Origin of the sequence: Breoghania sp. L-A4, from assembly GCF_003432385.1 — a bacterium.
Taxonomy (GTDB): Bacteria; Pseudomonadota; Alphaproteobacteria; order Rhizobiales; family Stappiaceae; genus Breoghania.
This window is the reverse complement of record NZ_CP031841.1, coordinates 1,269,220-1,295,153: the sequence shown is the minus strand read 5'-3', so window position 1 is coordinate 1,295,153 and position 25,934 is coordinate 1,269,220. Positions and strand designations below refer to the sequence as shown.

Annotated in this window: 24 protein-coding genes, 1 tRNA gene and 1 pseudogene; 5 read left to right on the top strand and 21 right to left on the bottom strand. The window is 62.9% G+C overall.

Annotated features, from left to right (window positions below; translation table 11 throughout):
* Positions 1–195 precede the first annotated feature (195 nt).
* Positions 196–378, bottom strand: coding sequence for a hypothetical protein (locus D1F64_RS06035; protein WP_117414461.1), 183 nt, complete (start codon positions 376–378; stop codon positions 196–198).
* Positions 379–619: 241 nt separating this feature from the next.
* Here D1F64_RS06035 and D1F64_RS06030 point away from each other — a divergent pair.
* Positions 620–694: transfer RNA gene (locus tag D1F64_RS06030), tRNA-Thr, on the top strand.
* A 307-nt stretch (positions 695–1,001) separates the two neighbouring features.
* The gene (locus tag D1F64_RS06025) at positions 1,002–2,015 is read left to right on the top strand and encodes a TRAP transporter substrate-binding protein (RefSeq protein WP_117411684.1); all 1,014 of its coding nucleotides are present in this window, start codon (positions 1,002–1,004) and stop codon (positions 2,013–2,015) included.
* 107 nt (positions 2,016–2,122) lie between these two features.
* On the opposite strand, the gene D1F64_RS06020 is transcribed toward D1F64_RS06025, so the two are convergent.
* From D1F64_RS06020 to D1F64_RS06010, 3 genes are all read right to left on the bottom strand, one after another.
* Entirely contained in the window at positions 2,123–2,686 is a 564-nt protein-coding gene (locus tag D1F64_RS06020) for a hypothetical protein (protein ID WP_117411683.1), read from the bottom strand.
* Positions 2,687–2,817: 131 nt separating this feature from the next.
* Entirely contained in the window at positions 2,818–4,476 is a 1,659-nt protein-coding gene (locus tag D1F64_RS06015) for a thiamine pyrophosphate-dependent enzyme (RefSeq protein ID WP_117411682.1), read from the bottom strand.
* 73 nt (positions 4,477–4,549) lie between these two features.
* Complete coding sequence (locus D1F64_RS06010; RefSeq protein WP_117411681.1) at positions 4,550–4,996, bottom strand: nuclear transport factor 2 family protein; 447 nt, start codon at positions 4,994–4,996, stop codon at positions 4,550–4,552.
* Positions 4,997–5,192: 196 nt separating this feature from the next.
* Here D1F64_RS06010 and D1F64_RS06005 point away from each other — a divergent pair, with 196 nt between their 5' ends.
* Complete coding sequence (locus D1F64_RS06005; protein WP_117411680.1) at positions 5,193–5,966, top strand: fumarylacetoacetate hydrolase family protein; 774 nt, start codon at positions 5,193–5,195, stop codon at positions 5,964–5,966.
* Here the strand turns inward: D1F64_RS06005 and D1F64_RS06000 are convergent.
* From D1F64_RS06000 to D1F64_RS05985, 4 genes and pseudogenes are all read right to left on the bottom strand, one after another.
* Positions 5,923–6,878 (bottom strand): annotated as a pseudogene (locus tag D1F64_RS06000) (sugar kinase). The gene D1F64_RS06005 and the pseudogene D1F64_RS06000 sit on opposite strands and share 44 nt — an antisense overlap.
* Positions 6,879–6,925: 47 nt before the next feature.
* Positions 6,926–7,639: a bifunctional 4-hydroxy-2-oxoglutarate aldolase/2-dehydro-3-deoxy-phosphogluconate aldolase gene (locus D1F64_RS05995; RefSeq protein ID WP_162901333.1), complete on the bottom strand. Its 714-nt coding sequence runs from the start codon at positions 7,637–7,639 to the stop codon at positions 6,926–6,928.
* A 112-nt stretch (positions 7,640–7,751) separates the two neighbouring features.
* Positions 7,752–9,044: a response regulator gene (locus D1F64_RS05990; protein WP_117411678.1), complete on the bottom strand. Its 1,293-nt coding sequence runs from the start codon at positions 9,042–9,044 to the stop codon at positions 7,752–7,754.
* A 512-nt stretch (positions 9,045–9,556) separates the two neighbouring features.
* Positions 9,557–9,991, bottom strand: coding sequence for a response regulator (locus D1F64_RS05985; RefSeq protein WP_248304752.1), 435 nt, complete (start codon positions 9,989–9,991; stop codon positions 9,557–9,559).
* Positions 9,992–10,458: 467 nt separating this feature from the next.
* On the opposite strand from D1F64_RS05985, the gene hemA reads away from it, so the two are divergent.
* Positions 10,459–11,739: a 5-aminolevulinate synthase gene (gene hemA / locus D1F64_RS05980; protein ID WP_117411676.1), complete on the top strand. Its 1,281-nt coding sequence runs from the start codon at positions 10,459–10,461 to the stop codon at positions 11,737–11,739.
* A gap of 313 nt (positions 11,740–12,052) precedes the next feature.
* Here hemA and ccoS read toward each other — a convergent pair whose 3' ends face one another.
* The 10 genes from ccoS to D1F64_RS25030 all read right to left on the bottom strand — a co-directional run bounded on the left by ccoS (position 12,053) and on the right by D1F64_RS25030 (position 21,705).
* The gene (ccoS, locus tag D1F64_RS05975; protein ID WP_117411675.1) at positions 12,053–12,223 is read right to left on the bottom strand and encodes a cbb3-type cytochrome oxidase assembly protein CcoS; all 171 of its coding nucleotides are present in this window, start codon (positions 12,221–12,223) and stop codon (positions 12,053–12,055) included.
* Positions 12,224–12,271: 48 nt separating this feature from the next.
* Positions 12,272–14,470, bottom strand: a complete 2,199-nt coding sequence (locus D1F64_RS05970; protein WP_117411674.1) for a heavy metal translocating P-type ATPase — start codon at positions 14,468–14,470, stop codon at positions 12,272–12,274.
* 37 nt (positions 14,471–14,507) lie between these two features.
* A complete protein-coding gene (locus D1F64_RS05965; RefSeq protein ID WP_117411673.1) occupies positions 14,508–15,032 on the bottom strand; it encodes a FixH family protein in 525 nt (174 codons plus the stop codon).
* A 28-nt stretch (positions 15,033–15,060) separates the two neighbouring features.
* Complete coding sequence (gene ccoG / locus D1F64_RS05960; protein ID WP_117414460.1) at positions 15,061–16,440, bottom strand: cytochrome c oxidase accessory protein CcoG; 1,380 nt, start codon at positions 16,438–16,440, stop codon at positions 15,061–15,063.
* A 337-nt stretch (positions 16,441–16,777) separates the two neighbouring features.
* Positions 16,778–17,653 carry a cytochrome-c oxidase, cbb3-type subunit III gene (gene ccoP / locus D1F64_RS05955; protein ID WP_117411672.1) on the bottom strand — a complete coding sequence of 292 codons (876 nt, stop codon included), beginning with the start codon at positions 17,651–17,653 and terminating at the stop codon, positions 16,778–16,780.
* A gap of 3 nt (positions 17,654–17,656) precedes the next feature.
* Positions 17,657–17,812: a cbb3-type cytochrome c oxidase subunit 3 gene (locus tag D1F64_RS05950; RefSeq protein WP_117411671.1), complete on the bottom strand. Its 156-nt coding sequence runs from the start codon at positions 17,810–17,812 to the stop codon at positions 17,657–17,659.
* A gap of 12 nt (positions 17,813–17,824) precedes the next feature.
* The gene (ccoO, locus tag D1F64_RS05945) at positions 17,825–18,559 is read right to left on the bottom strand and encodes a cytochrome-c oxidase, cbb3-type subunit II (protein ID WP_117411670.1); all 735 of its coding nucleotides are present in this window, start codon (positions 18,557–18,559) and stop codon (positions 17,825–17,827) included.
* An 11-nt stretch (positions 18,560–18,570) separates the two neighbouring features.
* A complete protein-coding gene (gene ccoN / locus D1F64_RS05940; RefSeq protein ID WP_117414459.1) occupies positions 18,571–20,226 on the bottom strand; it encodes a cytochrome-c oxidase, cbb3-type subunit I in 1,656 nt (551 codons plus the stop codon).
* Between the two features lie 205 nt (positions 20,227–20,431).
* Positions 20,432–20,938: an AbrB family transcriptional regulator gene (locus tag D1F64_RS25035; protein ID WP_162901332.1), complete on the bottom strand. Its 507-nt coding sequence runs from the start codon at positions 20,936–20,938 to the stop codon at positions 20,432–20,434.
* Positions 20,935–21,705, bottom strand: coding sequence for an AbrB family transcriptional regulator (locus D1F64_RS25030; RefSeq protein WP_162901331.1), 771 nt, complete (start codon positions 21,703–21,705; stop codon positions 20,935–20,937). The genes D1F64_RS25035 and D1F64_RS25030 overlap by 4 nt, the downstream gene beginning before the upstream one ends.
* A gap of 106 nt (positions 21,706–21,811) precedes the next feature.
* Here D1F64_RS25030 and hemN point away from each other — a divergent pair, with 106 nt between their 5' ends.
* On the top strand, positions 21,812–23,173 hold the full coding sequence (gene hemN, locus D1F64_RS05925; RefSeq protein WP_117414458.1) for an oxygen-independent coproporphyrinogen III oxidase: 1,362 nt from the start codon (positions 21,812–21,814) through the stop codon (positions 23,171–23,173).
* 78 nt (positions 23,174–23,251) lie between these two features.
* Here the strand turns inward: hemN and D1F64_RS05920 are convergent, their stop codons facing one another.
* The 3 genes from D1F64_RS05920 to D1F64_RS05910 all read right to left on the bottom strand — a co-directional run bounded on the left by D1F64_RS05920 (position 23,252) and on the right by D1F64_RS05910 (position 25,861).
* On the bottom strand, positions 23,252–23,959 hold the full coding sequence (locus D1F64_RS05920; protein ID WP_117411667.1) for a helix-turn-helix domain-containing protein: 708 nt from the start codon (positions 23,957–23,959) through the stop codon (positions 23,252–23,254).
* Positions 23,960–24,720: 761 nt separating this feature from the next.
* Positions 24,721–24,951, bottom strand: coding sequence for a response regulator (locus D1F64_RS05915; RefSeq protein ID WP_248304640.1), 231 nt, complete (start codon positions 24,949–24,951; stop codon positions 24,721–24,723).
* A gap of 295 nt (positions 24,952–25,246) precedes the next feature.
* Positions 25,247–25,861, bottom strand: coding sequence for a response regulator (locus D1F64_RS05910; RefSeq protein ID WP_117411666.1), 615 nt, complete (start codon positions 25,859–25,861; stop codon positions 25,247–25,249).
* Positions 25,862–25,934 lie beyond the last annotated feature (73 nt).

The following is a 25,934-nucleotide window of genomic DNA, read 5'->3' as shown; positions in this document are numbered from 1 at the left end:
ACTATATGACGGCTACGGTATCCGACGGCCCCGCGATCCGCACGTCCGGGGCATCGAACCCCCGAGCGCCGCGTTCCCACATGACGGAATACGGCATATGGCAATGGCGTCGACACGCCCGGCGAACGTCTATCGCAAGGTTGCGGCGGAGACAAGGCAGCCGGCTTGGGCGCGTTCCCGGCGGTGCGGGCCGCATCAGGGCTCTTGCGTCTCCCCGCCGCTGCCGGAGGGGCCTGCTTCGCGGTCCTGATTGCGCCGCTCGCGCGTCTGCGCCTTGCGCCGGCGCAGATTGGCGCGCAGGGCCTCCGCGAGACGCTGTTCGCGCCGCTCCTTGGCGGAGCGTTTTCCACCTGTTTCCGGCTTTTCGGTTTCACTCATGCGGCATGAATATCCCAGCCGGAGCATGAGGAAAACCCGCATCCGCACCGCAAGCCCCATGAAAAATCACGGGCGCGGCGGATCTCCCCTTGCACAGGCTCCGCGCCTATGGCACATACCGCCGCGATCACATGCGAACGCGTCGTCGTCGGCAACGGCCTCCCATGGTCCCGCCAGCCACCCGGCAGCCCTCACCCGAGAGCGACCCGGACGACCCGTCCACGGGGATCCAAAACGGTCCGCTGCCGTAGCTCAGGGGTAGAGCACTCCCTTGGTAAGGGAGAGGTCCGGGGTTCAATTCCCCGCGGCAGCACCATTTATCCAATTGAAATTACAGCCTGTTCTTGCGACATCACAGGTGACCGCATCGGCTGCAATATGCAGAACGCTGCAAGAACATTCAGCACTTGCGGCCCGTTTCCGACGCGGCATGTCCAACGGGCATTTTCTCAAGGCGTCGCAACCGTCATGCGCATCCAACCCGTAATGCCGCAGTGGACTTACGTTTCACTTGCCGACCGAGAGGCGGGCCGATAGCCTTGGCATCGCAGGGGTCTCCGCAAAAACACGCGAAAACGCGACCGCGGCGACTGTCCAAGCGAATTGCATCCGGGGAGAAACATATGAGCACCACCAAGGGAATTCTTCTGTCTGCCGCGCTGATGTTCGGCGCAACGCAGGCGCAGGCCGTCGAATTGCGCCTGTCGCATTGGGTTCCGGCCAGCCATCCGATCCAGAAACTAGGCATCGAACCGTGGATCGAGTCGATCAAGAATGCATCGAACGGCCGCATCAACATCACGATCTTTCCGGCCCAGCAATTGGGGCCTGCGCCCGATCACTACGACATGACCGCGCATGGCATCGCCGACATCGGCTACGTCAATCCCGGCTATCAGGCCGGCCGCTTCCCCATCGTCTCGCTCGTGGAAATACCGTTTCACGCCAACAACGCCAAGCGCGGCGCCAAGGCGATGCACGAATGGTATCTCGACTACGCCGAGCAGGAGATGCCGGAGGTCAAGGTCTGCGTGCTCAATCCGCATGACCCGGGCACGATCCATTCCAAGAAGCCGATCCACATGCCCGACGACGTCAAGGGCCTGAACGTGCGCCCGGCCAACGCCACCATCGGCCGTTTCGTGCACATGATCGGCGGCGCGAGCGTACAGGTCTCCGCTCCCGAAGCCCGCGAGGCCATCGCCAAGGGCGCGGCCGACGCCATCACCTTCCCGTGGAATTCGATGTACATCTTCGGCATCGACAACGAAACGAAGTACCATCTCGACATGCCGTTCTATGTCTCCATGCAGACGCTGTTGATCAACAAGGGCGTCTACGACGGACTTGAAGAGCAGGACCGCGCGGTGATCGACGCGCATTGCACGCCGGAATGGTCGGAGAAATTCTCTTCCGGCTGGGCCGACAACGAGGCGGGCGGGCGCCAGAAGATGATCGATTCCGGCGAACACACCCTCTACGAGCCGACCTCCGACGAGGTGCAGATGTGGCGCGACGCCGCTGCGCCGCTGTTGGACGAGTGGAAGACGGCGGCCGGCGCCAAGGGTATCGACGTCGACAAGGCCTATGCCGACTACGTCGAGCGGCTCAAGGCCAACGATTCGCTGTTCGACTGAGCGTTCCGATTCATTCAGCCACTCGCGTTAGAGACAGGCCCCGGGATCTTCAGGATCCCGGGGCCTGTCACATGGATACGACGAACCGGACGGGCGGCATTCGGTTGCTATGATGCACGCAGGATGTGCTCGGGACAGTTCTCCCGGATTTGGTACAACAGTTCCTGTTTGCGTTCCTTGGCTCTGTCGCGCTGTTCGCGATGGTTTGCGGCTTTTTCCTTCAGTTGCTCAATGCGATTTTTGAGGTCGCGCAACTCGGATTCATCTTCCGATTTGGACCACTTCAGGTTCTGCTGCCTGTCACGCAGATCCCAGGTCCGATCGCTCATGCTCCAGAGCGTATTGCTGATCTGCTCAACCCGGTTCGACAGCTCTCTGCGCTTGCCCTCGGTGAGCTTGTTTCCCCATTCGTCCTTGTTCCACTCGAGCATGCCCGACTTTTTCGTGCGCTCCGCCTCAAGCGCTTTCTTCTTCTCAGCGTATTCCTTGAGCCGGGTTTCGATGGTTTCCATTTCCTGCTTCAGGCGCGCGATCTCGTTTTTCTTCGCGGTGACATAGCCCTGCTTTTCCTTGATTAACTCCCCGGCGCGCCTGTTTTCGTAGTCGGATTTTTCGATAATCTCTATCTGATGCATGTGAGCTTCCGCCAGCTCATCACAATCGACAAACATCTTCAAACCTCCAAAAGACCTTCCCACATTCAGGTGAAGACAATAGTGTTGCCGTCAGGCAATATCATCGCCGTGATAATTGCCACATGAAACACTATCAAAGAATCACGCTGCGTCACTTTTAAGGGAATCTATTGAAGCGGATGAATGAACGGCCAGGGCGCGACCTCGTCGGCAGGGTCAACCGTCACCTCGATCAGCACCGGCGCATCGGCCGCAAGGGCCGCGGCCAGCACGGGCTTGAGTTCCTCCGGCGAAGTCACGCGATGCGCCTCGATCCCGAAGGACGCCGCAAGCATCATGAAATCCGGATTGACCAGCTCCGAGCCGATCAGCCGGCCTCCGAACCCCACCTGCTGGTCGCGCTTCACGTTGCCGTAGGCGTTGTTGTTGAACAGCACAGTGACCAGGTTCAGCCCGTATTGCTTCGCGGTGGCCAGTTCCTGAACACCGAACAGAAAGCCGCCGTCGCCGGTGATGGAGATGACGGGAGTCTCCGGGTGGGCCGCCTTGACGCCAAGCGCCGTCTGGAAGCCGAAGCCGAGCGTGCCCTGGTATCCGGCGGAAATGTAAGTGCGCGGCGCAAACACCGGATAGGCGAAATAGGACGCGAAACCGGCCTGACAGAGCTCCTCGACAAAGATGCCGTCACGCGGCAGGGTCTCGCGGATCACGGCGAGATAGTCCACATGCGGGGTCACCGTCGCGATCGCGGCCCGGGCTTCTTCCTTGGCCGCCGCGATGGCGGGGCGACGCGCCGCATCCGGCTTCGCGCGCAGCAATGCATCCAGCAGCGCCCCTGCGCCTGCCGCTGAATCCGCGACAATGGGCGCGTGCGGGCGCAACCTCAGCATCTCGGACGGATCGATGTCGATGCGGATCAGATGCGGCGGGGCCTGCGGCCTGTCGACAAGATCCATCATGCCGGCCCAGCGCATGTAGGGCATCTCCAGCCTCGATCCGATGCCGATCAGCACGTCGATCTTCGGCCACAGGCAACGGGCCGCATAGGACGACAGACCCAGCGGATGGTCCTCGGGCATGATCCCGCGACCGCTGCGCAAGGCCGCGACTGGCGCATCGAGCGCCTCGGCGAGCGCGCGTATCTCTTCGGCCGCGTGCTGCGCGCCGCCGCCAACCATGATCATCGGCTGTCTGGCGTTGCGCAGCAGGTTTGCCGCCCTCTCGACCTCTCCGGCCTGCGGGGCTTCGGCCGGAGCGATTTCGGCTCCGGGCAGCGGCCGCACGTGCTGCGAGCTGGCCATCACGTCCCAGGCCATTTCAACCGCCACAGGCCCCGGGCGGCCGGAAAGCATCTGACGGAAAGCCTCGTCGAGAATGCGCGGCGCATCGGCCGGACGTTCGATCCGCGCGGCCCATTTGACGATACCACGCAACGACCCAAGCTGGTCCGGCAGCTCATGAAGATGCCCACGGCCACGGCCGATGAACGGCGCCGGCACCTGGCCGGTGATGCACAAAACCGGCGCGTTGCAGCCCGCCGCCGTGCACAGGGCGCCGAAGGTGTTGAGCACACCGGGACCGGGCACGACGGAATAAACCGCCGGCCGTCCGGTGGAGCGCGCCTGGCCGAAGGCCATGTAGGCGCAGGCCTGCTCGTGCCGCGCGCCGATGGTCTGGATCCGCGCGCCTTCGCGCTGCAAGGCATCGAACAACGGATACATCTGCGCGCCCGGAATGCCGAACACCCGGTCGACGCCATTGGCGATCAGGCTGGCGACAATCGCCTCGCCGCCCGTCATGGTCCGCGCGTCGTTGGAAAGTGTCATCGAAGTCTCCGTATCCGCCAATCGGTCACCGCCCCGCTGCCGGAGCGAGGCCCACCGCACTGATGAGCCGTCCTCAATCCGTCATCCCGAACAGTTCGCGGAACCGCCCGAGGTTCTCCTCGCTGGGCTTCATCGGATCGTATCCCGACTCGGGCAACGGTTGCACCACGTCCCAGTGCTCGGCCATCTGGCCGGTGTCGTTGAAGCGCACGAAATCGGCGATGACCACGTGGCGCAGCAGCTTGTGCAGGATCACCATGTCGCCGCAGGCAAACAGCTGGATCGGCCGCCAGTCGCGGCGGCCCGGCCGCTTGTGCGCGATGTTGACGAGATAGCTGCGCAGGCCCTCGCGGCCCTGGCCAATGCCCGGTGTGTGCTGGATGTAATCCGGCGCCACGCACCGCTCGATCAGGCTCATGTCGTCGCCATGCATGCAATGGATCATGAAATCGAGCACCGTCTGTTCATTGGCGCTCAGATCGGTCCGCTCGAACGGATCGTATGGATTAGGGTACGTCATTCAGTCCTCCCGGCATGGCTCTTCGCCATTGAACCCTCATCTTCTGGCACTGCGCCCCGCACGTCAGCGCGGCCGACGGTGCCGCGTCAATGCCCCCTGTGTCCTTTCGTCCTGTGGCGCTTTGCATCCATTCAAACCATATTTCTCTCACAGACCAAGAAAATTGGCATGCTAAATATTTTGAGGGGGATACTGAATGGCGCATTGGCTTCGGTTTGAATACGACGGACGGACAGGCTTCGGAATACTCGACGGTGATGTGATCGCCGTGCATCAGGGCGACATGTTCGATGCACCCACGCCCACGGGCGAACGCATCCCGACGGACACGGTCAAGGTTCTGACCCCGTGCGATCCCGGCAAGATGATCTGCCTGTGGAACAATTTTCACGCACTCGCCGCCAAGATGGAGGTGGCGGAGCCGGCGGAACCGCTGTTCTTCCTCAAGGCCTCGAGCTCCTTCATCGCAGACGGCGACACCATCCGCCGCCCCGCGTCCTATGACGGCCCGGTGGTCTACGAGGGTGAATTGGGCATCGTCATCGGCAAACGCTGCACCGCCGTGGGCGAGGACGATATCGCGGCGCATATTTTCGGCTACACCTGCGTCAACGACGTCACGGCGGCGAAAATCATTTCAAAGGATCCGACCTTCGCGCAATGGACGCGGTCGAAAAGCTTCGACACGTTCGGCGTTTTCGGCCCCGTGATCGCAACGGATCTCGACCCGATGGCCTTGTCCGTCAAGACGATACTGAACGGTGACGAGCGGCAGAACTATCCGGTTTCCGACATGATCTTCCCGCCGCACCGGCTCGTCAGCATGCTGTCGCACGACATGACGCTGATGCCCGGCGACGTGATCGCCTGCGGCACCTCCGTCGGCGTCGGTTCCATGAAAGAGCCATCGAACGACGTCCGGATCGTCATCGACGGCGTCGGCACGCTGAAGAACACATTCGTTCAGTAAGCCAGACCTTACCGTCCCCCAGCGCCGCGAGCACCGCTTCGCGGCGCGGGATCGGGGCGATCGCGCCGAAGCCCGCAACCGTGTGCGCGGCGACCACGGCCGCCCTGCGGCCGGCCTCGAACGGGTCGCCAGTCTCCAGCCAATAAGCCAGAAAGCCGCCCGCGAAGGCATCGCCCGCGCCGGTCGAATCCACGGCATTGACCGCCACGGGCGCGATGGTCTCACGCCGCTCGGCTGTCGCAATCCGCGCGCCCTCGCCCCGAGCTTCAGCGCAACGATTCTCGCGCCCAGCTCGAAATAGAAATCGATAATCGCGTCGGCATCGCTGAGCCCGGTCAGATGAACCGCGTCGTCATAGCTCGGGAATGCCAGATCCGCCTTGGCCATCGCGGCATGCACCACCTCACGGGCCTTTTCGATCGGCCACAGACGGAGCCTCAGGTTGGTGTCGTAGGAGACCGCCACTCCGGCCGCGCGCGCGACCTCGATGGCCCGCATCACGGCGTCCGCGGCACACTCGCCGATAGCCTGTGAAATGGCGGAGACGTGAAGGACCTTGGCTCCCGCCACGTAGTCGACGGGTACGTCGGATGCCGAGAACAGGCTCGCAGCAGAACCCGCGCGATAGTAGATGAAATGCCGCTCGCTCTCGTGCGGATGCACGAAATAGATGCCGGTCGGCGCATCATCGCTGAGCGCGACGCGAGAACAGTCCACACCCTCCGCCCGCCACAGATCGCGGATGGCATCACCGAAATCATCACGCCCGAGCGCTGTCAGATACCCGACCCGCGCGCCCTGACGCGCCGCGGCGATGGCCGTGTTGGAGGTGTCGCCTCCCACGCCTGGACGATAGTAGACGCCCACCTGGGGATGCTCCGCGCGCAAAAACTCCGCCAGCGGCTCTCCCATGCACAGGATGTCGGCGGCGCCGGGCTTGGCACCCTCCTCCGCCCCTGTCACGAGACCGCCGCCAGCGCCTGGCGGGCGGCCTGCACAATGGCGTCCGTGTTGCCGGCTTCCAGAGCGGCGACATCAACCAGTTTGCCGCCCATGCCGACGCAGATCGCGCCCGCATCCAGATAGCTCCTGGCGTTGTCCGCCGTGATGCCGCCAGTCGGCATGAGGGCAATATCCGGGTAGACCGAGCGCAGGGCCTTGAGGAACCCGGGGCCGCCCAGTTGGGCGGCGGGGAAGATCTTGACCCCGGCCGCGCCCATTTCGTGCGCGGCGAGCACTTCGCTCGGCGTCGCCGCGCCAAGGAAGAACGGAATGCCGGCATCGCGCGCCACGTCGGCGACGGCGGGCCGCAGGGCGGGCGCCACGAGGAAGCGCGCGCCCGCGTCGATCGAGCGGCGCGCCTGATCGCTGGTCAGCACGGTACCCGCACCCATCACGACGCCCTCGGCATCCGCGAAGCGCCTGATCACGTCCTCGCCCTGCGGCGTGGTCAGCGTCATCTCGATGAGCCGGAAGCCGCAGTCCGCCAGAACACGGATTGCGGTTTCGGCCTGATCACGCGTGGGCGTGCGCACCACAGGCACAATGCGCGCACGCGCGAAGTCCTCAAGCGACACAGTGGGGATGATTGGCCGGCGGATGCGCCGGCAGGCGGGACGGAGGTCATGGTGCTCTTTCCGGCTGTGATGCGGGTGGGCGCAGAGCCAAGCCATACCACCGATCGTCTCGGCCCGACCATGCTCCGGTCGAAAGACTCTGCAGCCCGTTCGCGGAAGGTCTAGCGCGAATTTCAATCGATTTAAATAGCGTGAAGACGGAAATGCGTCACGACATGCCGGACACGACCGCGACGATCGCGCCGCCCCCGATCCGACCGGCATCCGCCGGGACGAGAACCGGCGAAGCGCCCGGCGAGTCAGGCGCGTCGCAGCACGGTTCCCCGAGCGGACCGGCATCCTCGCCGGGACCGGCGATCCGGGCGCCGATGCTCGCGGCCACACGGCGCAAGGTGTCCATGTGCATGCAGGAGGGACGGGCCGCGGATCCGCCCTCGGGCGTCACCGCAATGTGCAGACTGCCCGCGCAGGCGGGTATCGCGTCATCGACGATCCGCACAGAAATCGTAATGGCTGACGGGTTTCCCCGCGCCACGCAATCGATCATCATGATGATGAACGCCTGCAGGACGGCGGGGTGCCTGACCAGCAGCACCGGCTCCCGCGGCGCCTCGAACGCGAGATCGACACCGTTCAGGCGCGCTTCGTCGCGGTAGGCCTCGATAGCCCTCACGATCGCTGAACCCACGTCCACAGGCTGAGACGGGCGTGCGATCGCCTCGGGGCTCCCCACACCCGACAAGGTATCGAGCAGTTCGCGCCTGGCGGAGACAAGCCCGCCGGCAACCGTGCCGAAAGCGTCGTGACGGTTCTCCGCGCCCTCGTCCTTCCGCGCATCCGCGCCGCTGGAAAGCGCAGCATCGAAGGTCCGCGACACAGCGTTCAGATTCGAAAGCGCCTGCAGCCAGACGGCGCTTCCGCCGGCAAGAGCGTGGTCCCGCTGCGCCTCAAGATCCGAAATCCGTTGCTTGAGATCCAGTTCCACTTGCCGGGTGAACAGCGCGGAGGAGATGACCAGCTCCAGCGCCTTTTCCGAGAGATCGCCCTTGCACAGAAATCCCAGCGCGCCGGCGCGAATGCCAAGATCCTCGATTTCACCATTGTTGAGATTGGTCAGTACGACGATGGGCGCGCGCGAATGCATCTCGCCAAGTTCGCCGATCAGCGGAATGGCGGTCTCATGCATCAGCCAGAAATCGACCAGGTAGAGATCGAAACGGCGCCCGGAGTCGGCGGCAATCGCCTCTTCCGAGGAGGTCACGTGCACGATGTCGAACTTGTAGCGGCTGATGCAGCCAAGCACCCAACAGATGTACTTCGCATCCACCTCGTCGTCATCGACGAGCAGCACCGAGAGCTTTCGCATGTCGGCCAGCTTGGCGGAAACGGTTCCGTCGCGATCAAGCCGATGCTCGCTTTCATGCGCCAGCGCGCCATTCGCGGCATCCCGGACGGTACGTTCCCTGTCCCGTGCATCGAACGCGTTCCGAACTTGCATCATGAGCACCCTCGCAACGTCAAAAGCGGTCCGGCCCGAAATACCGAGCCTCCAGCAAAAATTGGAAATTCATTTGTCGTTTACCATATACAACTTCATCTATTTTTTAATTGTCAAATTTTACTAGTAAATATAGTGACTTATTCGTAGTAACTACTATGAGTTTGGAATGTCGGTCCCGATAAATTCGAAAACATGACTGAATGGTCGTGCAACTCAACTGCGCGACACCGATTGGTGGCACGCGGGCAGCGTCGTTCCTGACACCGCAAGCTCAAGAGGGCAGGCACCGTCAACGATCTGATTTGTTAGGAAAATAAGGCGGCCACCAGGATACTTCGGGGGGGATGCACCTGCTGGCCGCGAGTGGTTTGGGACATTGTCTTTTTGGAAGACCACGTTTTCGTGGCTGTCCCCGTTCTACCACCGCTGCCGCCCTAAACCGATCCCACAGAATACGGATGCATTATGCCGATGCCGGCAAACGCGGTCATGTGAACCAATGCCGGCGAGCACTAATTGCCGGAGGCGGCCGTGTCCTGCCAGATCTTCTGGCGGTTGCGAATCTCGCGCGGCGCGGGCCCGAAATAGCTTGGCGTCTTCACGAAGTCGCGCGGTTGCAGGATCACGGTGGACACACGCTGGTACAGCGCCTTGGCGGAAATCGGTTTGGACAGCAACTCGTGGATACCCAGGCGGCGCGCTTCGATGATGCGCGAGCGCTCGGTGTGACCGGTGACCATGATGATTGGAATATAGGCGAATGGATTCTGCGGCGTGCGGATCATGCGTACCATGTCCGCGCCGTCCAGAATGGGCATCACCCAGTCCAGGATCAAGATATCGGGGTTGGCGCGCTCCATCGCTTCCAGACCGGAAGCGCCGTCTTCTGCCTCGACAATGCGCCGCGCGCCGAACCCCTGCAACATCGTGCGCAGGATCGTACGCATATACGCGCTGTCTTCCACAAGCAGAAAGGTGAGCGAAGCCAGATCAAGACTCACCGTGTATCACCTCCATGTCTGCACAAGATCCCTCACAAATATGAAAAGACCGTTAGGAATCCGTATGTGCTTGGCCGTGCCGCGCACGAATTCCGAAGGCGCCACGCACGACACGCAGCCAGGATGATCTGTATCAAGGTGGACGCGTGTGGGGTTTGCCATTGTCCGGGGCGATGATGCGCGGTCTCATGGGAGAGCGTCGGATCTTATCGGGGCCGCCCGTTGCGGAAAAATCGCCGGAGGGGTGGCGATTTATACGAATTCCCGACGGCTTGCCGGATGTTGGATGCGGTCTTATGGCGACTTGCGGGGATTCCGGCGGGCCGCTATTTCATTTCCGCGACAAACTGGCATTCGACAGCGGCGACCGAAAACGGTAGTTTGTAGTTTAGAACTGATAAAAGGACGGACTGATGGATTATCAGGCCATATTCGAGAAGGCCGTCGGCGCGCTGCGCGAAGAAAAGCGCTACCGGGTCTTCGCGGATCTGGAACGGGTATCGGGACGCTTTCCCTATGCCATCTGGCGGGCGGAAAACGGACTGGAACGTGAAATTTCCGTCTGGTGTTCCAACGACTATCTCGGCATGGGCCAGCATCCCGACGTCACCGGCGCCCTGAAGGACGCCGTCGACCGCATGGGCGCGGGCGCGGGCGGCACACGCAATATTTCCGGCACCAACCACCCGCTGGTGGAACTGGAAGCGGAACTTGCCGACCTGCATGCCAAGGAAGCCGCCCTGGTGTTCACATCCGGCTTCGTCTCCAACGAGGCGGCGATCTCGACCATCGCCAAGCTGCTGCCCGATTGCCTGATCCTGTCCGACCAGCTCAACCACGCCTCGATGATCGCCGGCGTGAAAAGCTCCGGCATGCACAAGCAGGTCTGGCGTCACAACGATCTCGAGCATCTTGAAGAGCTGCTGAAGGCCGCGGGCCCGGACCGCGCCAAGCTGATCGTGTTCGAATCGGTCTACTCGATGGATGGCGACGTGGCGCCGATCGAGAAAATCGCGGATCTGGCCGACAAATACGGCGCGATGACCTATATCGATGAAGTGCACGCCGTCGGCATGTACGGCCCCCGCGGCGCGGGCATCTGCGAACGCGAAGGGGTGATGGACCGCATCGACATCATCGAGGGCACGCTGGCCAAGGCCTATGGCGTCATGGGCGGCTATATCACCGGCTCCAGCGCATTGGTCGACGCCGTGCGCTCCTATGCGCCGGGCTTCATCTTCACCACCGCCCTGCCCCCCGGATTGACCGCGGCGGCCACCGCCTCCATCCGGCATCTGAAGAAATCCTGCACAGAGCGCGAGGCGCAGCAGCGTCAGGCGCAGCGCGCCAAGGATGTGCTCTCGGCCGCCGGTCTGCCGGTGATGCCGTCGGAGACGCACATCGTGCCGATCCTCGTGGGCGATCCGGAGAAGTGCAAGGCGGCCAGCGACATGCTGCTGGACAGTCACGGCATCTACATCCAGCCGATCAACTATCCGACCGTGCCGCGCGGCACCGAGCGCCTGCGCATCACGCCGACGCCGCTGCATGACGACGTGCTGATCGACAGCTTGCGCGATGCGCTGGTCGATGTCTGGACCCGCCTTGATCTGCCGCGCGCCGACACCGACCCCAATGTCACGGCGACAGCCGAAAAAATGGATCAGGACATCTTCACCGCCGCCGGCGGCTGACCGGACAAGGTTCCGAAAAGACTGAAAAACCCCGCGCCCGCAAGGACGCGGGGTTTTTCATGCGCTGAGAGTCACCCCGGACGGTCTGCGGCGAAGCCGCATGGCCAGATCCGGGATCCAGCACCAGCCGGCGCGGCAGCGCCGTCATTGCACTACGCGATCTTTCAAGACACTGAAAGGCATGCAAATTGGCGCTGGGCGCGCGATAGATGCGCTTCGCGCCCATTTTTCCTGGATTCCGGATCTCTCGACGCGCGCTTTGCGCGCGCTCGGTCCGGAATGACGCTCCATATTCGCGAGCCAGCCCTATCGCCTACTCCCGTCGTTCCCTCTCGTCCTCCGGCAGGTCATCGTCCGAGAGAATCCGCCATTTGGCGCCTTCCAGATCGTCGTACTGGCCGGATTTCAGCGACCACAGAAAGGCCGCGAGGCCGAGGGCTCCGAGCAGCAGCGCAACCGGAATGAGAAAGATCAGAACGTCCATACCGGAAAACCTAGTGCAAAGAGGACGAAGGACAAGCGCCCATTGGGGCTAGGATTCCGCACGCCACCGCAGCCGCAGCGCATTGGCCGTGACCACGATGGACGACCCGGACATGGCGAGCGCCGCCAGCAGCGGAGTAACGAAACCGGCGACCGCGAATGGCACCGCAATCATGTTGTAGCCGGCCGCCAGCCAAAGATTCTGATGCATGACGGCGCGAGCGCGTCGCGCGATTGAAAGCGCAGAGCCAACCGCGCCAAGCTTGTCGCCCAGAAACACCGCATCCGCCGCCGCCTGGCTCAGATGCACCGCCGTGACCGGCGAGATCGACACATGCGCGGATGCCAGCGCCGGCGCGTCATTGAGCCCGTCGCCCACCATCAACACGGTCCGACCCTGCGCCTTGAGCGCGTCGAGCCGGGCGATCTTGCCGCGCGGATCGAGGCCGGCGGCAAAGGTCGCGATGCCGAGCGCGCGAGCAACCTCCCCAACGGCCGCCTCACGGTCGCCGGAGAGAATCTCGATCGCGTAGCCCGCGCGGGCGAGGTTTGCGACGACCGAAGCTGCATCGTCGCGCAGCCGCTGTTCGACGAGAAACAGGACCGGCGGACGTTCGCCGTGACGCAGCACGATGACGGACGCCGCGGGATGATCCGCCAGCGCCGCCTCAACCGCGTCCGGCTCAGCGCCGCAGAAAGACGCGCTGCCCAGACGGACCATCGCGCCGCTGATTTCCGCTTCCACGCCAAGCCCGGCAATCTCGCGGGCGCTGACAACCGGAGAAAGGCTCCCAGTGGCGCGCACGAGAGCCGCGGCCAGAGGGTGGCGGCTGGCCTGCGCCATGCGTCCGGCGAGCGCCAGATCGTCCTCCGCGATCGCGTCGCGGTTGGCGAGATCGGGTTCGGGCAGGGTCAGCGTTCCGGTCTTATCAAAGACGATGGTGTCGACGGTGGCCAGACGCTCCAGGGCATCGCCGGAATTGAGCAGCACGCCCTTCTTGAACAACAGACCCGAGGCCACGACCTGGACCGCGGGAATGGCAAGGCCGAGCGCGCACGGACAGGTGATGATCAGCACCGAGATGGCGATCACCAGGGACGGCTGCCAGCCGAGACCCGCCAGCAGCCACCAGCCCAGGAAGGCGAGCGCCGCCGCGCCATGCACAAGCGGCGCGTAGAGGGACGCGGCGCGGTCGGCAAGGCGTACGTAGCGCGACTTGACCTGGCTGGCCGTCTCCAGCAGCCGGTTCACCTCATCCAGCAACGTGCCGTTCGCGGCGGCCGTGACGCGGATCTTCAACGGTCCCGAAGCATTGAGCGTCCCCGCGAAAACCTGCGCCCCGCGGCCGACCGCCGCCAAAGCGGTTTCGCCCGTCACCAGGCTTTGATCGATCTCGGACGTGCCCTCCTCGACCACGCCGTCGACGGAGACGCGCTCACCGGCCCGCACAAGCACCAGATCTCCCGGATCGACCTTCGACAAGGGCACATCGCGCAGGCTGCCGTCGGAGAGGATCTTTGTCGCCGTCTCGGCGCGCAGGGCAGCGATATTTTCCGCAAAGGAGCGGGTCTGCCGGCGCATGTTCTGGTCGAGAAAGCGGCCGATCAGCAGAAAGAACAGCAGCATGATGGCGCTGTCGAAATAGGCGTGCTCGGCGTGCTGGATCGTCTGCAGAAGCGACAGCATCAGCGCCAGCGTCACGCCTATGGAAATCGGCACATCCATGTTGAGGCTGCGCGCCGCAACGGCCCGAAAGGCGCTCTTGAAGAACGGCCGGCCCGCATAGGCAACCGCCGGCAGGGCAATCAGAGCCGAAATCCAGTGGAAGAAGTCGCGGGTTTCCGGGGTTATGTCCGTTACGTTGCCCGACCATACCGAGATCGACAGCAGCATCACGTTCATCGCGGCAAAGCCCGCCACCGCGAGGCAGCGCAGCAGCGCCCGCCCCTCCTCGCCGTCGCGCGAGCGCGCCGCGGCCGGATCGAAAGGATGCGCCTTGAAGCCCATGCCCTCGAGCGCGCCGACAATGCGGCCCGCGTCGATTTCGTTCTCGCGCCAATCGATCGCCAGACGGTGGGTGGTGAGATTGAGCCGGGCCGCGCTGACTCCGGCAAGCCCGCCGAGGCCGCTTTCGATGCGGCGCATGCAGGCAGCGCAATGGACCCCTTCGACGGCAAGGTCCATGTGCGCGTCACCCGCCTCGCCCGGCGTGACGAACGCGCTCCAATCCCTGACGTGAACATTCATGGCGGCGCCTTGCCTTGCTTGTTTCAGACCACCGGCTCTATTCGCTCAGGAACACCCGGTTCCTGGACCGAAACCCCTGCCCCTTGCTGTCATCGACCTTGATCAGCAGATCCCACTGGCCGGCACCAAGACCGGCGACGGAGCCCGAGTAGACACCCGCCTCTCCTTCGACGAGCACGATCTCGCGGTCCTCGGCGCGGTGGGTGGGACGTTGCAGCGTGGCGAGCATCGGCAGGCCGGTGAGCGGGGCGGTGTTTGCGTCATGGGCCAGCACGCGCAGATGCGCGCTGCCATCCGGTGTCCGGTTCAGCTTGGCGGCGATATCCCAATTGCGGGCCGCCTGTGCGTGTGCGGCATCGATTTCGCTCTGATAGACCTGTCCGGCCTTGTAGGAACTCTCGACTTCCAGTCCCGTCCAGCTGGTCAGCGCGAACCAGACGAGAAAGCCGTTGGCGGCAAACATCACACCAAAAAAGCAGCCCAGCCAAAGCAGCATCGAACGCCCGGTGAACTCGCGCACCGATTTTTCGCCCGTCTTCATCATCAACGCCTGTCCGCTCATCGGTCCTGCCCCTCAGCACTGTAGCGCATCACGGCGCCTTGAAGTAATCCCGCGCGGTGACCGTGTCGCCGGTCTCCGTATCGACAATCCGGAAGCGCAGTGGGGTCGACGGCGGCATGGTCTCACCCGGCGTGGAGAACAGCAGCACGCGGATTTCGCGCGTGCGGTCCGGACCGACGTTGATCACCGGATAACCGCCGATGGTCTCATCCACGCCAATGGCCTCGATCCGCGTGCCGAACGGCATGTTCTCGATGCCCATCACGAAGCTGCGGTTCAGCGGCCGCATGTTGAGCAGGCGAATGGTGTAGCCGTTGCGCACGGTGCCGTCGCCCTGCACCACGTAGATCGGGTTGCGGTCGTGCAGCACGTTGATGCCCTCGAAGGCGCGCGTGGTCAGCGTGTAGAGCATCACCAGACCGATCACCGCGATGAGCGCGGCATAGATGACGGTGCGCGGCCGCACGATGTTGTAAACCGGGTGGCGGCCCTCGGCGCGCGCCTCGACGTTCGCGTCCGTGTCGTACCCGATCAGCCCCGTCGGCTTGCCGACCTTCTCCATGATCGCGTCGCAGGCGTCGATGCACAGACCGCACTGAATACAGTCGAGCTGCATGCCATTGCGGATGTCCACGCCGGTGGGGCAGGCCGCGAAGCACTGATAGCAGTCGATGCAATCGCCCGCCGGCAGGCCTTCAGCCTCGCGCTTAGTGTTCTGCTTGAGCGATCCGCGTGGCTCGCCACGGTCCCAGCGATAGGTGACGTTGAGCGCATGCTCGTCGGTCAGGGCCGCCTGAATGCGCGGCCACGGACACATGTAGACACAGACCTGCTCGCGCATGTGCCCCGCCAGCGCATAGGTCGTCGCCGTCAGGATGGCGATCCAGGCGTAGGCCGCGAACGCGGCCTCGCCGGTCGCCAGATCCCAGACCAGGGTCGGCGCGTCGTTGAAATAAAGGACCCAGGCGCCGCCGGTCCACCAGGCGATCATCAGCCACAAGGTATGCTTTGCGAGCTTGGCGCCGACCTTTTTCAGGGTCCATGGCTCGCCGTCCAGCTTGATGCGGTCACGCCGGTCGCCCTCGGTGAAGCGTTCGACGGCCAGAAACAGATCTGTCCAGACGGTTTGCGGGCAGAGGTAGCCGCACCACAGCCGCCCGGCGACGGCATTCATCAGAAACAGCGCCATCGCGGCGAGGATCAAGAGGCCGGTGAGATAGTAGACCTCTTGCGGCCAGATCTCGATGAAGAAGAAATAGGCGCGCTTGCGCTCGAGGTCGATGAGCACCGCCTGGTCGGGCGCGTGCGGACCGCGGTCCCAGCGGACGAACGGCAGGAAGTAGTAGATGCCCAGCGTGATCGCCAGGATCGCCCATTTGATCCGGCGGAAACGGCCGTGCACGGCCATGGGATAAATCTTCTTCGCCGATGCGAACCACGCATCGTTGTCGGTCGCCTGACTGGCAATTGGATCGCTTTCGGCGCGCATGTTCAATCCGTATTCCAAGGTTACCAAGGACCCGTACCGCCAGACCTTCCCGGTCCGGGAACGCATTCAGGTCTCTGCATGTGGCCAATCTAGGCGCGCGGCCGGCGCCTGGCATTGCGGCAAGTCAACACCGCGACGATCCGTCGCCTTTCACGCGCTTGCCGGGATATCCCGATACGCTCGGCGGAAAACGCAATGCACCAGGGCGCCGACAAGACGCCCTGGTGCATGTTGCCTGCTCCGGGTCAGCGGACCGTTACTGGCCACCGCCCAGCGAATGGACATAGACGGCCAGTGACTTGACGGTGACAGGATCGAGACGAGCCTCCCACGCCGGCATGACGCCATTGCGGCCGTTGGTGATCTGCAACTTGATCTCCTGGATCGAGCCGCCATAGAGCCAGATTGCGTCCGTCAGGTCGGGCGCGCCCATTTCCTGCAGGCCCGTCCCATCCTCGCCGTGACAGGCGGCGCAATTGTCCGCGAACACGGTCTGTCCGGCTTCCAGATCGACTCCCTCTTCCGGGGCACCGCCCGAAAGGGTCGCCACGTAGTTGGCCACCTGGGTGATCTCCTCGCGGCTCAGGATCTCGTCGCGGCCAAAGGCCGGCATATCGCCGACGCGGGCTTCGTCATGCCCCGACCGTATGCCGTAGCGAACGGTGGTGAGGATGTCCTCCAGGCTACCGCCCCACAACCATACGTCGTCCTGCAGATTCGGATAGCCCGGTGAGCCCGTGGCGCCGGAACCGTGACACGGCGCGCAGTTGTCGCCAAAGGCGGCCCGGCCGCTGGCCATGGCGAACTCCAGCATGGCGGTTGTCGAGCGGATGTCCTCAAGCGAGGCATCCAGAATGCCCTGGCCGCCGACGCTGCGTTCCGCGATGCCGGTCTCCAGCGCCGCAAGCGCCTGCTCGCGCTGCGACGATCCGAGCAACCCGGTCGTATAGCTTGAAACCAGTGGCCACGCCGGCATCGCGATCCAATAGAGAACCGCCCAGATGATGGTCAGATACATCGTGTAGAGCCACCAACGCGGAAGCGGGTTGTTGAGCTCTTTCAGACCGTCCCATTCGTGGCCGGTCGTCTCGACGCCGGAAATCTCATCGATGTCGTTCTTGTCCCCAGCCATCGCTCAATCCTCCCTCAGCGGGATATTGGCCGCATCTTCGAACCGTTCGCGGTTCTTCGGCCACAACGCGTAGGCGAGAACGCCCGCGAAAATCACCACGAAATAGACCAGTCCCCATGTCTGGGCGAATTTCGCGACTTGCATATAGGTGTCCATGATCGCGTCTCCGCCCTACCTGAGGTTGGCCTTGTCATCGTAGATCGAGAAATCGACGAGCGTTCCCAACATCTGGAGATAGGCGACCAGCGCGTCCATCTCGCTCAGGATCTCGGGATTGCCGTCGAAGGACCGCACCTGAGCGCCCGGATAACGCTCAAGAAGCCCGTCGACATTGTCGTCGTCGGGATTGGTCTGGGCGATCATGTCGGCACGGGCGTTCTCGATCATCTCGGCGCCGTAGGGAACGCCGACGATGGCATTGGCACTCAGATGGTCGGCAATATCGCGCGTCTCCAGCTTGGCTTCATTGAGAAACCTGTAGCCCGGCATCACGGATTCGGGGACCACCGAGCGGGGATCCGCCAGATGGTCGCGATGCCACTCGTCCGAGTATTTGCCGCCGACCCGGGCGAGGTCCGGCCCCGTGCGCTTGGAGCCCCACTGGAAGGGGTGGTCGTACATGGATTCAGCCGCAAGGCTGAAGTGACCGTAGCGCTCCAGTTCATCGCGCATCGGACGGATCATCTGCGAATGGCACAGATAGCAGCCTTCGCGGATGTAGATGTTGCGCCCGGCAAGCTCCAGAGGCGTGTAGGGCCGCATGCCCTCCACCTTCTCGATCGTGCTCTTGAGATAGAACAGCGGCGCGATCTCAACCAGGCCGCCGATTGCGACGACCACGAGAATGCCGACAAGAAGCACAAAGGAATTCTTCTCGACAAACTGATGTTTCTGCCAAAGTGACATGGTTCGCCCCCTTACTCAGCTGGCGCCAGGGCGACATGTCCGGCTTCGACCTCATCGGCCTCGCCATAGTAGACAGTCATCCAGAGATTATAGGCCATGATCAGCGCGCCGAAGAGGAACAGGAACCCTCCGAAAGCCCGCAGAACGTAGAACCAATGCATCGCGGCAACCGTCTCCACGAAGGAGTACTCCAGGAAGCCGAGAGCGTCGTAGGCACGCCACATCAGACCCTGCAGGATGCCGGAGACCCACATCGACGAAATATAGAAGACGATGCCGATGGTGGAGACCCAGAAGTGCCAGTTCACCAGCCTGAGCGAATAGACCTCCTTGCGGTTCCACAGCCACGGAATGAGGCAATAGAGAGCGCCGAAGGAGATGTAGCCGACCCAGCCCAGCGCGCCCGAATGCACGTGGCCGATGGTCCAGTCGGTATAGTGGCTGAGACCGTTGACCGCGCGGACGGACATCAGCGGGCCTTCAAAGGTCGACATGCCGTAAAACGCGATGGAGACGACCATCATGCGGAGCACCGGATCGGTGCGCAGCTTGTCCCATGCGCCCGAAAGCGTCATCAGGCCGTTGATCATGCCGCCCCATGAGGGCATCCACAGGATGATCGAGAAGGTCATGCCCAGGGTCGAGGCCCATTGCGGCAGAGCCGTGTAGTGCAGGTGGTGCGGTCCAGCCCAGATGTAGAGGAAGATCAGAGCCCAGAAGTGCACGATCGACAGGCGGTAGGAATACACCGGCCGGTTCGCCCGCTTGGGCACGAAGTAGTACATGATGGCCAGGAAGCCCGCGGTCAGGAAGAAGCCCACCGCGTTGTGGCCGTACCACCACTGCACCAGCGCGTCCTGAACGCCCGACCAGACGATGTAGGACTTGGTGCCGAACACCGAGACCGGAATCGTCGCATTGTTGACCACATGCAGCATGGCGATGGTCACGATAAAGGCCAGGTAGAACCAGTTGGCGACATAAATGTGCGGCTCGCGGCGTTTCCACAGGGTTCCCATGAAGACCAGCAGATAGGCGACCCAGACAATGGTGAGCCACAGATCGGCGTACCATTCCGGCTCGGCATATTCTTTGGACTGGGTTGCACCCAGCAGGTAACCGGTGCCGGCAATCACGATGAAGGCGTTGTAGCCGAGCACCACGAACCAGGGCGAAATCTGGCCCGGCATGCGCGCGCGGCACGTGCGCTGCACGACGTAGAATGACGTCGCAATCAGCACGTTGCCGCCAAAGGCGAAGATCACCGCGGAGGTGTGCAACGGGCGCAAACGGCCGAAGCTGGTCCAGGGCAGGTCGAAGTTGAGCACCGGATACGCCAGTTGCAGGGCGATCAGCAGTCCGACCGTGAAACCGGCGATGCCCCAGAATACGGCCGCGACGGAGGCGAATTTCACCGGACCCATGTTGTAATTGGGCTTGCCGTCGATTTCCTGCGGCGCCTGCGCGCCGTCAGTCTCGAAGTAAACCTTGAAGATCATGAAGGCGCCTGCAGCGGCGCATAGCGCGCCGAATGCGGTGTGAAACGCCATCACCTGATCATAGGTCTTGCCTGCGATGATCACGCAGGCAAACGCCAGGATGACAAGGAAGAAGGCAAACCCTGCCTGCTCCATCGTCAGATATCGTGCTTGAGTCCGTCCAGCCATCGTCAGCCCCGAGGTTTGAGAAACGGGCATGCGCATCCGTCGACCGCATTCGCGACTCCGGATCCCCAACGATGGGTACGGCTGGACCAGCCCCACCGCGTTGACCTATGTCAATCGCACGCGAACATACAGCGAGAAACGGGATCACTACGGATTTCAGACGCTTGTTCGCGCCGGTTCGGAACGCTCCCGGCACCGCTTCGCGTCAATCGGCGCGGGGCGCGCGCCAATCCCGGCCCAGGACGAGACGAACCGCCACAGGCAATGCAAACACCATCACCATGTACCGCACGAGCTGGTGGGTGGCGACATAGGCGGGGTCGAGACCCAGCAGGAAGGCCAGCAGCGTCATCGCTTCGAGCCCGCCCGGCGCATAGGCCAGCAACGCCTGGCCGAACGGGATGTCGGTCAGCGAGGCGATCAATGCGGAAAATGCCGCCGACACGGAAATTCCCACCGCGAACGCACCGACGGACGCCCACAACGCGCTGACAAACAAGCGCAGGCTGGCCCCGCCAAAGCGCGTGCCGATCATGGCGCCCAGACCAATGTAAGCCGGGGCCACGGCCACATCGGGAATGGTCAGTTCGACGAATCCGGTGCCGTTGAGCAGCGAGGAGAGGAAGAAAGAGCCCGTCAGCCAGCCGGCCGGCACCGCGAAGCGCTCCGCCAGCCAGCCAGCCGCGGCGCAGGCCACAAGCGTCGCGATCAACACACCCAATTGCAGCGGACCGGACTGCGCGAACCGGCTTCCCGCCCCGCCGCGCCGTTGCTGATCAGCGGCGGCAGGATCGCCACCAGGAAAAACAGTCGAGTGGTCTGCGACACCGCCACCAGACGTAAATCGGCCGAGCTTTGCGCCGCAAGCGCCAGCACATAGGACAGGGCGCCGGGGATGGCGGCGAAAAACGCCGTCTGTTCGTTCCATCTGGCGACAAACCGAAGGAAGACGAAGGTTGCCGCGGCGATCGACGCGATCAGCACCAGCAGCAGGAGCAACGACAGCGGCCAGTGCGAGATCCGATCCACCACGTCGGGCCGCACGCCGGTCCCCATCGACAGACCGAGCACCACAAAGAGCGCATTGCGCAGGCCACTGGGCAGCACCGTCGGCGCACCGGAGAGCGTCGCAATGGATACGGCGACCATCGAACCCGAGAGCCAGGCCGCCGGCATGCCGACGAGCAGAAACATGTAGCCCCCGGCGCAGCCGATCGCCAGTGTCAGAGCGATGCGACTGAGAAAGAGAACCGATGGGCGTTCGAAAGCCATGAGCAGTACCCAGAATGCGGAATCGACCCGGCCCATGCCGCAAATACGCACCAGAGCAGGTCCGCTCCTTGCAGATTCCGACGGCGGCCGCAACGCTTCGGCTTTCGCACGAATCCGGATCGGTCGTCGGTTCCTGTCCCGGAAAAGGTCCGGGACAGAGATATCCTGGATCTGCTCAGGAGCGGCGCGTCCGAAACGCTTGGCCAAGGGTCGGCAGGGAGAGGCGAAATTTGTATACTACCGGATACGGTACAACACCAGACGCTTGATGTCGATCAAGGACGCCCGGTGTCCGCACCGGTCATATGGCGTCATGACCGACATTCAGACGCGCTACGCGGAGCGCAATGTACCGCGCTACACATCCTATCCGACCGCCCCGCATTTCAACGCGGGCGTCACCGGCACGCGCTACGCGGGCTGGCTGCAGACATTGCCGGAGACGGACCTGTCGCTGTATCTGCACGTGCCGTTCTGCCGCGAGATCTGCCACTATTGCGGCTGTCACACCAAGGCCAGCCGCAAGGATGCGCCGATCGAGGCCTATGCGCGGACGCTTGTCGCGGAAATCAAGCTGATTGGCGCGGCGCTCAACGCGACCGGTGGCCGGTCCCGTCCGGTGACCCATATCCATTGGGGCGGCGGCACGCCAAGCCTGCTGCCGCGGGACTCCTTTCTCGCCGTCATGCAGGCGCTGCGCGAGGCGTTCGACATCGCGCCTGAGTGCGAACACGCCATCGAGCTTGACCCGAGATATGTCACGCGGGACCTCGCCGCGACCCTCGCGTCGATCGGCGTCAACCGCGCCAGCCTCGGCGTCCAGGACTTCGATCCCGGCGTGCAGCGCGCCATCGGCCGAATTCAGCCGCTGGAAATTGTAAGCGCGGCGGTCGCGGCACTGCGCGGCGTCGGCATCGACGCAATCAACTTCGATCTCATGTATGGCCTGCCCGGCCAGACGCGCGATGCGATTACCGCGACCGCCCGGCAGACACTGGAGCTTGCCCCCACGCGCGTCGCGTTATTCGGCTATGCGCATGTGCCGTGGATGAAGAAGAATCAGCGCTTGATTGACGAGGCAGCCTTGCCCGATGCGTCCGGGCGGCGCGCGCTGGCGGATGCCGCGCGCGCGGTCCTTCTCGACGGGGGCTTTGAGGCAATCGGCCTTGATCACTTCGCACGGCCCGAGGATGCCATGGCGCAGGCCCACCGGTCGGGAACCCTGAAGCGCAACTTTCAAGGATACACCTGCGATACCGCCGAAAGCATCATCGGCCTGGGCGTCTCCTCAATCGGCCGTCTGCCTCAGGGCTACGTTCAGAACGCGCCGGATGTCTCGTCGTGGCACAGGATGGTTGAGGACGGCATTGCGCCTGTGGCCCGCGGAATCGCGCTCGACGACGACGACCGCGCGCGGGCCGCGATCATCGAGGCGGTGATGACCGACTACAGCGCCGACTTCGCCGCCATCGGCGCGCGCTACGGCTTCGCCAAACAGCACTTCGACGACGCGGTCGAGCGATTGCGCGAGATGCAGGACGATGGCCTGGTGACGCTCAGCGACGAAGGGCAGCTCGAGGTGACACCCGCGGGCCGCGCGTACGTGCGGGTGGTGGCTGCGGCGTTCGACGCCTACCTGGAGGAAAACCGGGCACGTCACTCTGTCGCCGTATGAGCGATATGAAAAGGCGGGACCCGTGGGCCCCGCCTGAAATCGATTATTGGCGGCGATCAAACTGGCCGTTCAGGCCGTTCAGTGCATGCCCGTGATCTGGCACATGCCGCAAACGCGTGTGATCAGGATGCGGTCCTGCTTCTCGATCTTCACCAGGCCGCGACGCTTGAGTTCGGATATCGCGCGGCTGACCGTCTCGATCGTGAGACCCAGATAATCAGCGATCTCCTGACGCGTCATCGTCAGCTCGATCATCTTCTCGTCGCTGTCACCCTCGGGACCCGGGCAGTCCTGCATGCCACGATTGGGCACCATGCGCATCAGGAAGCTCGCGACCCGCTCCATGGCCGATTTGCGCCCGAGCAGCATGGCGTGCTCGTGCATCGATTCCATCTTGGCGATCAGGCAGCGTCCGACGTGCTGCTGCAGGCCGAGCGAGGTGTCGATATCGCGCCGGTCCAGAATACGGATTTCCGCGTCGGTGAGCGATTCCGCCGTGCAGTCGTAGTATTTTCCGTACTGAAGGCCGAAGAGATCGCCCTGGCTGATAATTTCAACCACTTGCCGCCGTCCGTCGGGCAGCAGCTTGTAGAGCATGATGGTACCGCTGACGAGTTCGTACATCCGCTCCGCGGGATCGCTCTCGTAGAACACCACCTGATGCGGCCGCAGATGCTGCCGCTTGACCTTTGTGCTGCCGATATGCTCGGCCCAGATCCGGTCGACATCCGAAACGGGATGGCCCTCGTTCAAACCAGTGGCCGCCGTGCGTTCCATGTAAGCCATGAACTCCCTCCAATTCTTACTCAGCAAGCACCCGTCCGATGCGTCAAATAGCCAGTACAATCCCACGTCGATTGTGTTCTCGCGTCGTCACCACACTACCACCCGCGATCACTTCATGCATCGCAATTTCACGCATACAAGAACCCGAGAACCCGGCTTCCCAGCCGACATAACGCCGCATCCGTGTTTTCACACAGTCGACCATGCCGGCGTGTCAACCGCGTGTCACCACCCATGTTTCGGGGTGCAGGGACCGGCAAGCAGACACCTCTTTGGCGCCGAATCCGACCCGAACACGTGAGGATGAGCCCGATCCGGTTTCACACAAGATCCATCCGGCAAAACCCGGTTGGCCAATGTTCAGGAGCGGCTGAGCGCACGCATTCGCGGGTCGTTATCGCCTGATCGATCCATTGTGGCGATCCTGACCAGGCCAGAATCCAAAGCGGCGATCATGGCAAAATACGTATTCTCATCAACGTGAGCATTACCATGTTACCGGCATTTCCAAGGCCGGGTAATTCGGTAGCATGCGTACGTAATTATACGCAGTACATCGATCCCGGACGAACCGTGACGTATGTATGCACTGTTCGGCAAAAGCGTGTCGGCACACTTGACGGCCGTTCTTTCCAAGACACACCGCAAACATTTTCAAAGATATGCGGTGATGTTGTCTTCGGTCAGCGGTTTGCGGATGATGGTCGGTTGGGGAATCCCGGCCAGTTGCTCGCCAATGGCATTCTGGGACTGGCCGGACATCACCACCACACGGGCGGGGCGCTCAACGCCATGAGCCACCGGATGACCTGCACACCGGAAATTCCCGGCAAATTCAGATCCACGATGACCAGGTCATCGGTCGACGGCGGCATGGCGGCAAAAAAGCCTTCGGCACTGAGATGGGGCGCCACCTCGTGACCGTATTGCTCGAGAAGCAGAACCAATGCCTCGGAGACGGTCGGCTCATCTTCCAGAATGTGTATGACCACCGCAATGTTTCCCAAGTGCTACTGGCGCATCGGCCGCCAGCCGTCGATGTCCTGCCAAACGGCGTTGAGCCCCCATGGCCAGACGGCTATGAGGACCTCCCCATGCGCGATCCGAGGAAGCGGAATGCACTTGCGCATTCACAGGCTCCCCTCGACCTGCGCAGTCCTTGGATGAGGCAGGTTTCAAGCACCGGCGATTGTCCGCGAGCGGCCGCCAACATACATCGGTGATATCACGTAGCATCGGCCGAATTTGCGTGTTGAAACGCAAATTCGGCCGACACGTGTCGCGCTGTCAGTCGGACTTTTCGCCGGTGAGCACGATGCGAACCAGATCGGCCGCATTGCGGGCACCAAGCTTTTCCATGATACGCGCGCGGTGAACCTCAATCGTGCGCGGGCTGATACCCAGCGTGCGCCCGGCTTCCTTGTTGGACGCCCCGCCGGTGATCTGCTCCAGCACCTCGCGCTCGCGCGGGGTCAGTGTCTCGTGGCCAGGGAAAGCTCCAAGTCCGCTCTGAACTTCCTTGCGCCGCTCGGTCGCTTCAATGGCCTCACGCACCCGCTGCACAACGGTATCCGCGTCAAAGGGCTTTTCGATGAAATCGAATGCACCCTGCTTGATCGAGTTCACCGCCATCGGGATATCGCCCTGTCCGGAAATGATGAATATCGGCGCGGCGTATTCATCGGCGTTCAGGGACTTGAGAATGTCGATGCCGGAGCGGCCCGGCATGTGGACGTCAAGAATGACACAGGCCGGCTCCTTTTGCGTCGCGGCATTTAGGAATGCATCACCGTTGTCAAAGGATTCAACGGCGAAATCCTCCATGTCGAATATGATGGAAAGGGCATCCCGCACCGCGGGATCGTCATCGACAATATAAATGAGGTTGGAAGTGCTGGTCATTCTTGCGCTCCTCGTCCTTGATCTCAGGCCTCTGAAACATGGCCTGCAAAATCGGTCCAATTACAATTTGCTT